The organism is Brucella sp. NBRC 12953 (assembly GCF_040369775.1).
Taxonomy (GTDB): Bacteria; Pseudomonadota; Alphaproteobacteria; order Rhizobiales; family Rhizobiaceae; genus Brucella; species Brucella pseudogrignonensis.
The window spans coordinates 14,085-28,209 of record NZ_BAABSV010000010.1 but is presented as its reverse complement, the minus strand read 5'-3'; the positions used below and the strand labels follow the sequence as shown (position 1 = coordinate 28,209).

Here is a 14,125-nt window from a genome sequence, read left to right as displayed (position 1 = left end):
AGATTCACAAAAATAGTTGATTTTTTAATTCATAATTAAAATACCACCGGGAAGCCGGTAGACGTCACTGTCAGTAGCCGCTGCAAGTGAACGTAGAATTCCTTCAGGGTTATCAATGCGGTAATCGCCGCTCACCAATGCTGATCTGAGGCTCTGGCGCGTTATAAGAATCGAATGAGGATAATAGCGTGCGACTTGCGCAACGACTGTTTCGAGCCGTTGAGAGGAAAATGTCATCCTGCCATTAAGCCAGGCCAATGAGGTTTCGATATTGGCCTGCTTAACCGGAGAAAGCGTATCCGGTCCCGCCGTCACTTCCTGGCCAGGGGTTAACTCAACAAATCGGGCAGAATTGTCTGTAAGGGCTACCTGAACCTTACCGCGCTTCAGCGTGACAATATCGCGGTCATCATTCGCCAGCACGGTAAAGGCAGTGCCTTTGACTTCTGTGATTGAGAACTGAGCGGTCACGATGAATGGGTGATCATCATCTTTGAGTACGTCAAAATAAGCTTCTCCCTGCAAAAGGCTGACAACACGCTTTCCATCCCTAAAATCAAGGGCCACGGCGGAGGCGGTATTGAGAAGCATCTGTGAACCATCCGGAAGCGTGACCGTTTTTTGCTGTCCCGCATAGGTCAGATAATCCGAGCGCCATTCCAGCATCAGAGCCGGATACTGATAAATGCCCACTGCGATGAATAGGACCGCAGCAATGCCCGTTGCAGCCTGCATGAAGCTGCGCAGCTTTTTGTGATGAGGTGGCTGCAAATGAACGATGTTTGTATCGGCCGTTTCCGTGCTGTGAAGCGATTTAAGTTTCGCTGTGGCCTGATCGAGTTCCGGCAGATCCCACATGTCGGCTATCTTTGCAAAAGCCTCTGCATGTTCCGGATTAGCTGACAGCCACTTTTGAAACGTCAATTCCAGATCAGCATCGTCTGGCTGCGCTTCCAGTTTAATAAACCAGTCCATCGCCGCATCCAGAACAGGATCGGCATGCTGATATAATTCGGGCTCACCATCTGTGTGTCCAGCTTTATTGTTGTTCACCGCAGACCACCCGTGCAAAACTGTTTTGGCAACGTCCATAATAAGGAAGACGTTTCAAAAATTGAAAATTCACAATCTCCCTTTCCATAAGCATGGCATATTTACTCCCGGTCTATGCGGGCAAGCGCATCATGACAATGTCCCATAGCCATCTTGAGATCATTAAAAACCGTATTTGCTGAGACACCAAGATGATCGGCAATATCTTTGTGGGACCACTTATTTAAACGACTGAGAAGCCATATTTTCTGCGCACGTTCCGGCAATCCATATAATGCCTTATCTAGTAATTGCAGTCTTTCACGCTGCAGCGCGTAAGTTTCAGGCGAAGGCGTATCAGAAGCGACGTTGTTTTTCTCAATCTCTGTCGCATTCGAGTTTTCGAACCGCTTCCGCATATCACGATGGCGGATGTGATCAATTGCGAGATTGCGTGCGGTACGGTGGAGAAAGGCTTCTAAATGTTCTACTGATCCTGCATCAACAGCCTTACGTGCTCGAATATAGATCTCTTGTGTGAGGTCTTCCGCTGCGTTCTTATCGCGAACAATCCTCATAACCTTCGCTAGAAGTGACCGACGTTGACTGAGAAAAATTTGATTGAAAAGTGCTGTCATTACTTCTCATATGGCTCGATAGATTGCGGCATGATTAGATCGAGCTTTATGACTTATCAACTGAATGCCCCTAAGTCGTGATTTCGGCTTCAATCGCCGATATAGGCACGGGTTAATATATTCCTGATTATAAATGTCAAGTTTTTGAAACGACGGTTACTCATTTTTGTCTTTGCTTCGAGCATGCGTTCCTACAACTGCTCCACAGGCGATATCGAAACCCGATCGTAGAAGGCTTCCTGTTCCCTGTGGTCCGCACAAGCGGCGGCTCGATTCTATCTGGCCCCTGCCCGATTATGAACGACAACGGCGCTCTGATACGCTGTGGCCAGTGCGGTTGGAAGTGGAGCATATCAGGTCGTGTTCATCGGTCGACATTAGCGCCGAGATGCCGCTCTCAGCAGCGATCAAGAGATGTTGATCGAAAGGATGTACACCGATCCGCAGTCCGCAGAATTAATGTAGACGACCCTTTCGGAAACTGAATAGCACTTTTCGAAAAAGTCTATTTCGAATTATTGCCGCAACGCAGAGCATGTAGTCACTGACTCAGATCGTATGAGATAAACCTACGTGTGAGTGAAATACCGCTCACGGGCAGATTGTTTGGCGACTATCTGACTTAGAGTGAGAGTGAAGAGCATCCGGCGCGTCTCGGGCGGTTGTAACCAGGTGAGTACTGTTCTTCGAAATCGTGACTACCGGTCGTTAGAGTGAGCAACCAGAAACATGTTGATAATGGCATCATTTGGTGCTATTTATGACGCCTCAGCAGGGAGTCGGATTATGCGCTCAACCATCAACCTTGATGATAATCTTTTAGAAAAAGCCAGATTGTTGACCGGCACGAAAGAGACAGCTGCTTTAGTCCGGCAAGCGCTGGAGACACTTGTGCGTCTGGAGAGCGGTAAACGCCTTATCGCCCTTGGAGGCACAATGCCGGACGTTGAGGCAGCCCCTCGCCGCCGGAGCTCAGTGACGAAGTGATATTGGCAGACTCTTCAATCTGGATTGACCATTTCCGCGGCGGCGATAATGAGCTCATGAAGATTATCGGTGATGATCTTTTGCTTTGCCATCCAGCGATTATTGGGGAACTTGCGTTGGGCAGCCTCCGGGACAGGACGAGTGTCTTGGCTTTTTTGAATGTGCAGCGTGAAGCTCCAGTCGCAACACATCATGAAGTCATGACAATGATTGAAAAGCACTGCATTTTTAGTATGGGCATTGGCTATACTGATGCCCAACTGCTGGCATCCGTTCTTCTCGACCGGCGAACTTCACTGTGGACCCGAGACAAGCGCTTAAAGGTTGCGGCTGAAAGAGCCGGCGCACGGCTTTACGAGCCGCTTCACGATTAACTATGAAACGACATTATCCATTTCACGGTTGGTTTTGAGGAAAAAATTGCGATCAAAATTTAAAATGATCAATCCAATCATCTGATTGCCAGTCAGAATCTTTGGGTCTCGATCAGCGCCTTTCCACGCAAACAAACGTTCCACATTGCTGCCCGGCAGGGCCGCGATATAGGCTTTGACCGGCGCATTACCTTCGCCTTTTTGGATGTTAATGTGAGCGCCGGATGGGTGTTTTATTTCGTCTCGTACCACTCAGGAGGAATGTTAGAGCATTTTGCGCAACAATGTGAAATGGATTTGCGTCATAGGCCGCTCTGGGCCAATCCGGACAGCGCTCAGGCGCGCTGCCCAACATATCGTCCGACAGCAGCCGGAACGGTCATGCCCTTTTGGGAAAGCGTGAGGTCTTCCAGTATTTGCAGAATGACAGGATCAGCAGCAACCGCTTTTCCTGCTTTCGTATCGACATGGAGCAACATCTGTTCCGCGCTTGCCAGTTCTGTCTCACCGCGTTTCAGCGAATGGATCAGGTGAATGCGCTTTGCATCGAAGGAAAGAAGCTGTGTGTCGACATGCAACGCGTCACCAGCTTTGGCTTCATCGCGATGCATGATGTGGGTTTCGACGGTATAGTAACTGTGGCCACCGTCCAGATAGGCGGCATCGACACCGGTGTGCGCGAGAAACTGGTCGGTGGTCTGCCCGAAAAGATCGAGATACCGGTGCTCGGTCATGTGGCCATTATAGTCGATCCATTCGGGGATCACACGGACGTCGAGCAGCCGCAGCGCACCAGAATGGGGCCTAGCCTCGCCATCGGTTGCGTCGAGCTGCGCTGTATATTCGTTCAGAAGCGCGCCTGCACCCCAGCCTTTGCCTTGCTGTTGCTGGGAGAGGGCGCGGATAATGGCCACCAGATTGGCGTCGCGAATGGATTCAAGATCGCGGATCGACAGGTTTTCGTTCTGCGCGTCGGACTGGCTGGCAATACGGCCTATCAGCGCGTCATCCAGCTCAGGAACATCTGTCAGTTTCGTCCACGGCCATTGCAGCGCGGGGCCAAACTGCGCCAGAAAGTGCTTCATCCCGGCCGGACCGCCGGCGATGCGATAGGTCTGGAACAAGCCCATCTGCGCCCAGCGCAAACCAAACGAATAGCGGATGATATTGTCGATCTGCTCGACCGTGGCGATGCCGTCTTTGACGAGCCAAAGCGCTTCGCGCCACAAGGCTTCCAGCAAGCGGTCCCCGACAAAGGCATCTATTTCCTTTTCGAGAATGACGGCTTCCATACCCGTGTGGCGGTACACAGCAGCGGCCTTTTCTATGGCCTGCCGGGCGGTCTTTTCCCCCGGTACGAGTTCCACCAGAGGCAGTAGATAGACCGGATTATAGGGGTGCGCGATGATCAGCCGTTCCGGGTGCTGCAAGGGGGCTTGCAGCTTGCTTGGCAGGAAGCCGGAGGTGGATGATGCGATCAGTGCATCGCTCGAACAGGATGCCTCGATCTCCTTTAGAACGGAGAGCTTCAGGTCGAGTCTTTCGGGCACGCTTTCCTGAATCAGTATCGCATCGCGTACAGCATCGGCCAGCGAAGGCGCAAAGGAAAGCCTGCCTTCATCCGGCAGGTGCTTTGGGGTAAGGGCGGACAGGGAGCGCCGGGCATTGTCGAGAATGTACTCGGTTGTGGCCTGTGCGTCCGGCGACGGGTCATAGACGGCAACATCATAGCCGTTGAGAAGAAAGCGCGCGGCCCAGCCGCTGCCGATGACGCCGCTGCCGATGCAGGCGATCTTGGGAGGACGATTGTTCATGGGTCTCACCAACGCATCTTGAGGTTGAGCTTTTCGCGAACTTCAGCGGGCGTGAGTATCTTGGACCCCATATTGACCGCAATGTTTCTGGCGCGTTCCACCAGATCGCCATTGGAGGCGAGGACGCCCTTTTCGAGCCAGATATTGTCTTCGAGACCGACGCGGATATTGCCGCCAGCGAGCACCGCAAGCGCGGCATAAGGCAATTGGTTACGGCCAATGGAAAATGCCGAGAATATCCAGTTATCCGGCAGATTGTGGAGGATGGACACCAGCGTCGCGAGATCATCCGGTGCGCCCCATGGAATGCCCATGCACAATTGCACCATCACCGGGTCGTCAAGCAGGCCTTGCTGTTGCAGCCATTGGGCCAATGGCAGGTGACCCGTGTCGAAAATCTCGATTTCCGGGCGCACGCCCAAGCGCTGGATCTGCCCTGCCATCTCTTTCAGCATGGCAGGGGTGTTGGTCATCACATAGTCGCCTTCGCCGAAATTCATGGTGCCGCAATCAAGCGTGCAGATTTCCGGCAGAAGTGCTGCAATATGCGCAAGGCGCTCTGTCGCGCCCACCATATCGGTCTTCGAGGCATCCGGCGGCAGAGGCGCTTCGGCAGAACCGAAGACAAGATCGCCGCCAACGCCTGCGGTCAGGTTAAGCACGATATCCACGCCGGACGCCCGGATGTGGTCGACCACTTCGCGGAACAGTTCCACCTTGCGCGATGGTTCGCCCGTTTCGGGATCGCGCACATGGATATGCGCGATTGCGGCACCTGCTTCAGCGCTTTCAATCGCAGCATCGGCAATCTGCCTTGGCGTGATCGGCACCTTGGTGGAGCGATGTGTGGTGGCACCAGCGCCGGTAACGGCGGCTGTGATGAAGGTTTCGCGAGCGGGCTGCAAAGGCATGGTGATTTCCCTCGATTTTTGTCGAGCTTGACAGGTCGCAGATTGCTGAGATTATCATTTTACGAAATTAGTTTGGCGAAGAGCGAAGCGCGTGATCTTTGAACCATCCGATGAACAACTGTCTGTCACCTTGCTGGTTTTGCCGGATTGTTCGCTTATGTCATTGGCCGCGACGCTCGACCCGATGCGCGGCGCCAACCGCGTGACGGGTCGTTCGCTCTATTCGTGGCGGGTGGTGTCTCCGGATGGCAGCGACCCCATCACATCAAGCGGCTTGAGGGTCGGCGTCAATGGAACATTCGAGGCAACATCGCAGGATATCCTGATTATCGTCAGCGCATTTCATGCGCTGGAACACGCGACCCCAAAGCTTCTTGCGCAGTTGCGTCAGTCAGCCAAGCAGTCCCAATTGGTGATCGGTGTCGAGGCGGGTTCATGGGTGCTGGCAAAGGCCGGGCTGCTGAATGGCAGAAAAGCCACCACCCATTGGGAGGATCTGGAAGCCTTCTCGCAGCGGTTCCCGGATGTGGAAATGCAGTCGGACCGCTGGGTGCGCGACGGCACTTTTCTGACAACAGGGGGTGCGGCTCCTGCGCTCGACATGATGCTGGCGTTGATCCGTACCCGGCACGGCTATTCCATCGCGCTCGATGTTGCGAGCCTTTATGTCTATGACGAGGTGCGACAGGCTTCGGATGCGCAGCCGCTGGTGTCGCTGGGGCGGCTTTTGAAGCGCGAGCCGCGGTTGGCCGACGCCATCAAGATTATGGAAAGCCATATCGACCGACCGATCCCGGTGACGCGGATTGCAAGACGGCTCGGGCTTTCGACACGCAGCCTTGAAATGCTGTTTGCCAATGTGATCGGGCAATCGCCGGGCAATTATTATTTGTCACTTCGGCTCAAGGCTGCTCGACGCCTCATCCTCGATACGCATCTTTCTATGGCGGATACGGCGGAACAGACCGGCTTTTCGTCGATCAGTTCTCTTTCCCGCGCTTTCAAGCGGCATTTCGGACAGGCGCCGAGCAAGTTGCGGCAAAATTAGTTTTGGGGCTTAATAAGTATTACAGGCCGAGGCCGGATTTTACTTCAGCGAGCGCTGGCTTGCCGTCAAAAGTATTGAAGCCGTCGAGCCACGCGTCGAGCTGTGCCGGGTTCTCCTTGATCCATTTCGTGACTGCATCTTTGGCTTCCATCCCGTCATTGAGGATCATGTTCATCATGGTGCTTTCCATCTCGGTCGTGAACTTCAACTTTGACAGAAAATGCGACACATTCGGGCAGTCGATTGCATAGCCCTTGCGGGTCAACGTCTCGACCGTGGCGGCACCGTCATTGGGACCAAAGAGATTATCGCCGTTTTCCAGATAGGTCAGCTTGTAGCGAATGTTCATCGGATGTGGGGTCCATGCGAAGAATACCACCGGCTCATCCTTGCGCACGGCGTTTTGCACCTGTGACAGCATGGCCTGTTCGCTCGATTCCGCCAGCTGGAAATCCTTGAGATCGAAATTATTCTTCTCAATCATCGACTGGATCGTCGCATTGGCACTGCTGCCTGCTTCAATGCCGTAGATTTTTCCGCCGAGCTGGTCCTTGAATTTTGCTATGTCGGCATAAGTCTTGATGCCGAGATCCTTGCCCGTTGCGGCAAGACCGATCTTTGCATTTTCGAGATTGATACCGGCCTGCTCGATCTTCTTTCCTTCGAGATAGGGTTTGCGCGCTTCCTCCTGAAGCGGCATCCAGTTTCCAAGGAAGATATCGATCTGGCTATTTTCCAGTGACTGGAAGGTCACCGGTACTGAGAGGATTGTCGTCTGCGGTTGATATCCAGCCTTTTCAAGCAAAAGCGATGCGAGCGCAGTGGTTGCGGTGATATCGGTCCAGCCGACATCCGAGAATTTTGGTGCTTTACAGGATGCTGCTTCGGCTGCGACAGCCGGAGCAGCGGACAGGATTGCGATACAGGCCACCACCAAGTGATTGAGCTTCTTCATCATCTCTCCCCTTTGTTATTGTTGGGAACAATATGATAGGGAAAACTGACAAAGTCACTTTACGATTCACGCATCATTATTGGCAATTTAAGAAGCCTGTGCCGGATGAAAGCTGGATACGTCGAGTGGGAGAGCGCGTTTGCACTGACACACTTACGTTTCATTTGATGATCAAAGATAACTTCGTAAGCCCTCCTGTCGATGCAGACTGGACCACCCGTATTGAAAAGATAGGAACCACCTAGCCCTGTTGTTGAGCGAGGTGATGATTGCCTGTCAGGAGTGAATTCTGCGGAGCTTCAACGACCGCAATGGGGCCGGACGCTGACCGTCCGCTTATGCGTTATGAGCGGAGTTAGCTTTCATTCGGCAGCAGATCATGCCTGCGGCTAGCCGATCAGATTGTGGCCCTACATGAGCCTTTCCGCTCGCGCTCGCATTGCTGGCTCAAGTTCGAGTGAATGGCGCGCGATCTTGTCGAAACAGACGGACGTTGTCTCATTGATGGCGCGCAGGTCCCCATCAAGCGAACCAGCCATTATCTGGCGAAACGTGATTGATGAACGCCCCACCTTCAGCACCTGAGAGCGGATCGTCAGCAAATCCCCGGCGGGTACTTCCTTTTTGTAGTCCATAGTCGAGCACACATCCGCCCAACCGAAACCCTCATCCGGGATTTTCCCGGCTATGTGTCCCAGTAGCTGAAAGCTCGCATCGTCGAACATCCCCGCGTAGTGACGGACATTCATATGTCCCATGACGTCGCACATCCACGGATGTACAACGCCGATAAAAGACACAAGGCCGCTCATCGCGCCACCGACTGATAGCCGCCCAGGAAAGCGGTGAGATTGTCACCCAGCGCATCGCAAAGATAACCACCTTCCTGAACGATGACGGTTGGCAGCCGAAGCTTTGCAATCGCTTCGGCAATACGTCCGAAACCGCCAGTGGTAACCGACAATCCGCCGAATGGATCACCCTCAAACGGGTCAAGACCAAGTGCTACCACCAGCGCATCTGGCGCGAAGGCTTCGATGCGACGAAAAGCCGTATCGAGCGACGCGAGGAACTCGTCATCGCCAGATTTGCGCGGCAGAGGCAGATTGAGGTTGTAGCCAAGACCAGCCCCTTCACCGCGTTCATCGGCATGGCCCCAGAAGAATGGATAGAAGCGTAGAGGATCGGCGTGGATCGAGACAGTCAGCACATCGGGACGCGCATAGAAAATGCCTTGCGTCCCGTTGCCGTGGTGCAGATCGACATCGAGGATTGCGACGCGTTCAGCCTTCGAGCGTAGATGCTGGGCCGCGACTGCCGAATTATTGACGAAACAAAAGCCGCCAGCAACATCGGCAAAGGCATGATGCCCCGGTGGACGGCAGAGCGCATAGGCCGCCACCTCGCCCACAAGCACCGCATCGGCGGCGTCAACCGCGCTCCAGGCACTCCAGCACACGCTTTCCCATGTGTGTTCGGCTATCGGGCAAGCCGTATCGGCCATGTGATAGCCAACCTGCCCGACGGCGGATGCGGGATAGCGGCCGTCGCGCGCCAACGGATGAATGTTCGGAATGACCTCTTCCGAAGCCTCCTCGATGCGCCGCCAACGCGGATAGATATGCTGTAAGAACTCCAGATATTCCGGCGTATGAACGGCAGCTATCGGGCCAAGACCGTGATTGTGCGGACGGATAATCTCGCAGCCCGCAGCCCTCGCGCCGGAGAGCAAGCGCTCGACGCGCTCCGGTTGCTCGGGGTTCGGCTTCGGCGCGCCGCTGGAAAGAAAGGCTTTCGGGTCGTGACGCTTTTGCTCGACAGCGTAGAAGGCTTTCATGACTGCTCCCTAATTTGCATTGATACGCGCCAGACGGGCAAAATCCTCGCCATAAGCGCCATGATCGAGGTCGGCTTCCATCCAGCCAATACCCAGCCGTTGGTAAAATCGTTGCGCGGCAACATTGTCCCGATCCACCGCCAGCCGCAGATAGACGCCGCCGCGTGTTGTCGACCATGATGCAACATGGCGAAGCAAAATCTCGCCTACCCGCCGACCGCGAAACCCTTCATCGACATAGAGGTCCTGCACAAAGACACCGGGCTTTCCAAGCCATGTCGAGAAAATCGGAAAGAACAGCGCCAGTCCTGCAAATACCTCGTCCACCTCGGCGATCAGGCTGGTAAAAGCTGCGTTGGGACCAAAGCCGTGGCGGCGAAAGTCTTCTACCGTACTGGAGACTTTGTCTGCGGCACCCAGCCCCGCAGCCATCGCGCGGATCGCCTCGTGAATCTGTTCCGCATCGGCAGGTTCGGCTAGCCGGATCACAACGCCCGCTTTGCTATCCAACACAATCTTTGGCATCAGAACGCCACCCTGTCTCCACCCTTCAGGCCCAGATAGTCGCGCGCCTCGTCGGGTGTGGCAACTTCCAGCGACAAGCCGTCAAGGATGCTACGGATGCGCCGCACCTGATCGGCATTGCTCTTGGCCAGTTTTCCCCGTCCGTCATAGAGGCTGTCTTCCAGACCGACACGCACATTTCCGCCCATGGCCGCCGCCATTGTAATCATCGGAATCTGGTGTCGCCCTGCCGCCAGAACCGAGAAGGAATAGTCGTCGCCGAACAGCTTGTCTGCAATGCGCTTCATGTGCACGAGATTGTCCGGGTCTGCACCGATACCGCCCAGAATACCGAAGACAAACTGGATGAACAGATGACCAGTCACCAGTCCACGGTCACGGAAATGGGCCAGTGAGTAGAGATGCCCGACATCATAGCATTCAAACTCGAAGCGCGTGCCGCAGCCTTGACCGAGACTGGTCAGAATGCCTTCCATATCCGCAAAGGTGTTCTTGAAGATCGAATGGCGCGTTGCCTCCAACAATTCCGGTTCCCATGCGTGCTTCCACTCGCGTGGCTTGTCGAGGGCTGGAAACAGCGCGAAATTCATCGAGCCCATATTGAGCGAGCACATTTCCGGTTGCGCCTTGAGCGGCGCGGCCAGCCGGTCATCCAGCGTCATCAATGACGACCCGCCAGTGGAAATATTCACCACGGCCGCAGTCGATTGTTTGATGCGGGGCAGGAACTGCATGAACAGGTCCGGATTGGCGGACGGTCTGCCATCATGCGGATCGCGGGCATGGAGATGCAGGATGGATGCGCCCGCTTCCGCCGCCGCGATAGCTTCGCTGGCGATCTCCTCCGGCGTAACCGGCAAGTGCGGCGACATGGTTGGAGTGTGCACGGAGCCCGTCACTGCGCAGGTGATGATCACCTTGCGCTGTGTTTTCTTCTTCTCGGTCATGATCCGGTTTCCTTATGCGTTCACGGGCAGCTTGAGTTCACGCGCCAGAACCTCCAGCGTATCGCCGAGGATCGCGGTGATCTCGCCGACCTGTTCTTGACTTATGATCATCGGAGGACAGACGAGGAAGTGATCGCCTTCAACACCACCCCGCGTGCGGCGCGAATAGATGATCAGACCGCGCTCATAGGCAAGATCGACCATGCGCTGATGGGCGTTCAGTTCCTTCGGCAACGGCTTCATGGTCTCGGGATCGGACATGAATTCGGCGGCCAGCAACAACCCCTTACCGCGCACATCACCGATGAACGGGAAGCGCTTCGCCAGTCCTTCCAGCTCGCCCTTCAGCGCATCGCCCATATGGGCGGCATTGCCGACCAGATCGAGACGATCAATCTCCTGAAGCACCGCCTTGCCTGCCGCGCAAGCCAGCGGATTGCCCGCATAAGTGAAGCCGTGCAGGAAGCCGCCAGCATCCAGAACCGGCTGCACAATGCGTCCGGGCGCCGCCATTGCGCCAAGCGGGCAATAACCGGAGGCGAAACCCTTCGAAAGCGCGATGAGATCGGGCTTGCAGTTCCAGTGGTCGCCGCCCAGAAACTTGCCGGTACGTCCCGCTCCGCTCATCACCTCGTCGTGGATGAGCAGGATGCCATAACGGTTGCAGATTTCGCGGATACGCGGATAGTAACTGTCGGGCGCAACCAGCGCGCCGGTCGATGCTCCACCGATCGGCTCCATGATAAAGGCGAGTACGCTTTCGGGCCCCTCTTCCTGAATCTTCTCCTCCAGCATGTCGGCATATTTCTGGCCGCGTTGTTCCATCGTGAGATTGTCGCGGTCGAGATAGGCAGTCGGTGCAGGGACTTTCGGCATTTCGCGCATGATGGGTGCGAAAGGCTCGCTCAAAGCCGCATAACCGGTGACCGCCAGCGCCCCAAGCGTACCGCCGTGGTAAGACGGAAACCGCGAAATCACTTTCCAGCGTGTGCACTGCCCGGTCGCAACCGCCCATTGGCGGGCAAGCTTGATGCAGGATTCCACCGCTTCCGAACCACCGGACACAAAGAAGATCTTATCCAGACCTTCCGGCATACGTTCGGCAGCCATCCGCGCCAGATCTTCCGCCGGCTCGTTTTCGAAATGGAGCCGATAAGCGAAGGTGACGCGATCCATCTGCTCTTTCATGGCGTCGAGCACGTTGCGATTGCCGTGGCCGATATTGACCACCATCGCGCCGCTAGACCCGTCGATGACCCGGCGTCCGTTCTTATCCCAGATGTAGATACCTTCGGCCCGATCCACCAGCGGCCTGCGCAGGCGCGACTGGTAGAAAAGATGCGATGCCGGGCGTTCGTTCTGTGCTTTTGTGTTGAGCATGGCGTTACTCTGTCAGCGCTTGAGATATTGGTTGAGAACATTGGCGGTCACACGTTCGACCATGCGGTCGCCACGTTTGAGAGCCGCGACCCACTCGCAGCTTCCGGCGTGGAAAACCTCGCCCTTGCCGCGTGGGAAATTGACGATCATGCCGCAGCCGCGCTTGATGCGTTCGACGGCTGCATCGCCATTGTCGCCGAGCAGCGTATCGGCCACGAATTTGGCATCGGCATCCGAGAGGAACTGGTCGTCGGCTGGAATATCCGTGCTCTCTTCCTTGAGAGACGACATGCCAAGCGCCAGAATCTGCAATCCATCGGGTGCGCCGCTGCCTTCCTCCGGTTCGGGCAGACCGCCCCGGATCACATAGTCGAGCCCGTCGACCTCGTAGCCGAAGGCATGACCGTCAGCACCCAGGAGATCACCGTAATAGATGCCGGTTCCCGCAAAGGCCCAATGTTCCGGGCGATAGACCGGAAAACCGCGCACGCCACGCGGGGCGCAACCACCCCAGCCGACATAAAGCCCGCGCAGCGCATTGAGGCCGAAGGTTTCGGCAGCAGGCCGTCCGGCTTCCGTCGCTTCCCAGCAACCGCTGGTGCGCCGTGGATCGGCAGAGCGATAGACCGGGTCTTCGGCGCGGGCGCGATATTTATAGCAAGTCTGGCGCTTGCCATCATCTTCAAGCCGCGTCTGCCACATGAAGTTGCCCGCAAAACGGGCCGCACGACCGCCGCCATCGACATAATGATCGACGGCATCGCGCATTTCCCATGTCCAATATTCGTCGTGACCGACAAAGGCCACGCAATCATAACCGTCGAGGATTTCCGGCGAGAAATGCAACTCATGCTGGCTGGCGAGATCAATCGCAAAGCCTTCCCGTTCAGCCCAGCGGAAGAACAGGCTGTCATAGCTGGCCCAGCCGGATGAGGCATATTTCTTGGAATAGCCATTGGCAAAGGCCCATTCCATATGCGGATAGCGTGGAGGGGCGGCAGGCCGCGTCACAAACTCCAGCGGCACGCGGGGCGCATCGGACGGTAACAGCGCGAAGCCACGGCAGAACGGACGCTCGATACTTACCGTCGTCGCATATTGATCGCCATTCAGCCCGGTAATGCCCTGATAGTGGTTGGAACCGCCCCAGGTATTATAGGCCGTCCACGTGCCGGTCGCTGCAACCTGCAGGATACGACCGGGCTTACGGCCTGCCACAGGACGCAGGATGAACAGATGGTGGCAATGGATCAGCTGACCGTCATTGCCTTCGGCTTGCAGCGTAATGCGATAGGCGCCGGAAGGCCAAGTCTCATCCGTCTTGAACGAAAATGTCGTCTCCCAGCCGCAGCCCACAACGGAACATTGGGCTGGCGTTTCCTGCCATTTGCAGTCTATCCCACGCTTTGAGAAGACAGGCGTTTCAACCGCACCATCGCGCACGATTTCGATATCGAAGCGCGAGGCGGTCGCACTCACCTGCAAATGAACCGTTGTGCCCGGCAGATAAGAATAGGCATCGGTGTAGCACCAGATTTCGCCACGCGGCCCGTCCATGCCGGGATATTCATAATAATGGCCAAGCACGGCTTCGCGTCGCTGCGCCGGGCTCAGCCCGAAATCGGGAAATTCCCCAAGATCGGCAAACTCGTTGGCGTTTCTCTCGTTCATGCCATC

At 55.7% G+C, this 14,125-nt stretch carries 15 protein-coding genes; 3 read left to right on the top strand and 12 right to left on the bottom strand.

What is annotated here, in order from left to right; translation table 11 throughout:
• Positions 1 to 24 precede the first annotated feature (24 nt).
• Positions 25 to 1,092, bottom strand: a complete 1,068-nt coding sequence (locus ABWV94_RS20055) for a FecR family protein (protein ID WP_353415125.1) — start codon at positions 1,090 to 1,092, stop codon at positions 25 to 27.
• A 62-nt stretch (positions 1,093 to 1,154) separates the two neighbouring features.
• The gene (locus ABWV94_RS20050; protein ID WP_353415124.1) at positions 1,155 to 1,670 is read right to left on the bottom strand and encodes an RNA polymerase sigma factor; all 516 of its coding nucleotides are present in this window, start codon (positions 1,668 to 1,670) and stop codon (positions 1,155 to 1,157) included.
• Between the two features lie 786 nt (positions 1,671 to 2,456).
• Here ABWV94_RS20050 and ABWV94_RS20045 point away from each other — a divergent pair.
• Both ABWV94_RS20045 and ABWV94_RS20040 read left to right on the top strand, forming a co-directional pair.
• Positions 2,457 to 2,657, top strand: a complete 201-nt coding sequence (locus tag ABWV94_RS20045) for a type II toxin-antitoxin system VapB family antitoxin (RefSeq protein ID WP_353415123.1) — start codon at positions 2,457 to 2,459, stop codon at positions 2,655 to 2,657.
• A complete protein-coding gene (locus ABWV94_RS20040; RefSeq protein WP_353415122.1) occupies positions 2,654 to 3,031 on the top strand; it encodes a type II toxin-antitoxin system VapC family toxin in 378 nt (125 codons plus the stop codon). Before ABWV94_RS20045 ends, ABWV94_RS20040 begins: the two co-directional genes overlap by 4 nt.
• On the opposite strand, the gene ABWV94_RS20035 is transcribed toward ABWV94_RS20040, so the two are convergent.
• The 3 genes from ABWV94_RS20035 to ABWV94_RS20025 all read right to left on the bottom strand — a co-directional run bounded on the left by ABWV94_RS20035 (position 3,032) and on the right by ABWV94_RS20025 (position 5,756).
• Complete coding sequence (locus ABWV94_RS20035) at positions 3,032 to 3,283, bottom strand: hypothetical protein (protein ID WP_353415121.1); 252 nt, start codon at positions 3,281 to 3,283, stop codon at positions 3,032 to 3,034.
• Positions 3,284 to 3,366: 83 nt separating this feature from the next.
• Positions 3,367 to 4,845 carry a carnitine 3-dehydrogenase gene (locus ABWV94_RS20030; RefSeq protein ID WP_353415120.1) on the bottom strand — a complete coding sequence of 493 codons (1,479 nt, stop codon included), beginning with the start codon at positions 4,843 to 4,845 and terminating at the stop codon, positions 3,367 to 3,369.
• A gap of 5 nt (positions 4,846 to 4,850) precedes the next feature.
• A complete protein-coding gene (locus tag ABWV94_RS20025) occupies positions 4,851 to 5,756 on the bottom strand; it encodes a beta-keto acid cleavage family enzyme (protein WP_353415119.1) in 906 nt (301 codons plus the stop codon).
• A gap of 91 nt (positions 5,757 to 5,847) precedes the next feature.
• On the opposite strand from ABWV94_RS20025, the gene ABWV94_RS20020 reads away from it, so the two are divergent.
• Positions 5,848 to 6,804, top strand: a complete 957-nt coding sequence (locus tag ABWV94_RS20020) for a GlxA family transcriptional regulator (protein ID WP_353415118.1) — start codon at positions 5,848 to 5,850, stop codon at positions 6,802 to 6,804.
• A 19-nt stretch (positions 6,805 to 6,823) separates the two neighbouring features.
• Here ABWV94_RS20020 and choX read toward each other — a convergent pair whose 3' ends face one another.
• The 7 genes from choX to ABWV94_RS19985 form a co-directional block, all read right to left on the bottom strand.
• Positions 6,824 to 7,759 (bottom strand): choline ABC transporter substrate-binding protein, encoded by a 936-nt coding sequence (gene choX, locus ABWV94_RS20015; RefSeq protein ID WP_353415117.1) that lies wholly within the window; start codon positions 7,757 to 7,759, stop codon positions 6,824 to 6,826.
• A gap of 410 nt (positions 7,760 to 8,169) precedes the next feature.
• On the bottom strand, positions 8,170 to 8,571 hold the full coding sequence (locus ABWV94_RS20010) for an acyl-CoA thioesterase (RefSeq protein WP_094542743.1): 402 nt from the start codon (positions 8,569 to 8,571) through the stop codon (positions 8,170 to 8,172).
• Positions 8,568 to 9,596, bottom strand: coding sequence for a histone deacetylase family protein (locus ABWV94_RS20005; protein ID WP_111787858.1), 1,029 nt, complete (start codon positions 9,594 to 9,596; stop codon positions 8,568 to 8,570). Before ABWV94_RS20005 ends, ABWV94_RS20010 begins: the two co-directional genes overlap by 4 nt.
• Positions 9,597 to 9,605: 9 nt before the next feature.
• Positions 9,606 to 10,121, bottom strand: a complete 516-nt coding sequence (locus tag ABWV94_RS20000) for a GNAT family N-acetyltransferase (RefSeq protein ID WP_353415116.1) — start codon at positions 10,119 to 10,121, stop codon at positions 9,606 to 9,608.
• The gene (kce, locus tag ABWV94_RS19995; RefSeq protein ID WP_353415115.1) at positions 10,121 to 11,068 is read right to left on the bottom strand and encodes a 3,5-dioxohexanoate:acetyl-CoA acetone transferase; all 948 of its coding nucleotides are present in this window, start codon (positions 11,066 to 11,068) and stop codon (positions 10,121 to 10,123) included. Before kce ends, ABWV94_RS20000 begins: the two co-directional genes overlap by 1 nt.
• Before the next feature lie 12 nt (positions 11,069 to 11,080).
• On the bottom strand, positions 11,081 to 12,448 hold the full coding sequence (locus tag ABWV94_RS19990; RefSeq protein ID WP_353415114.1) for an aminotransferase family protein: 1,368 nt from the start codon (positions 12,446 to 12,448) through the stop codon (positions 11,081 to 11,083).
• A gap of 12 nt (positions 12,449 to 12,460) precedes the next feature.
• Entirely contained in the window at positions 12,461 to 14,119 is a 1,659-nt protein-coding gene (locus tag ABWV94_RS19985) for a N,N-dimethylformamidase beta subunit family domain-containing protein (RefSeq protein WP_353415113.1), read from the bottom strand.
• Positions 14,120 to 14,125 lie beyond the last annotated feature (6 nt).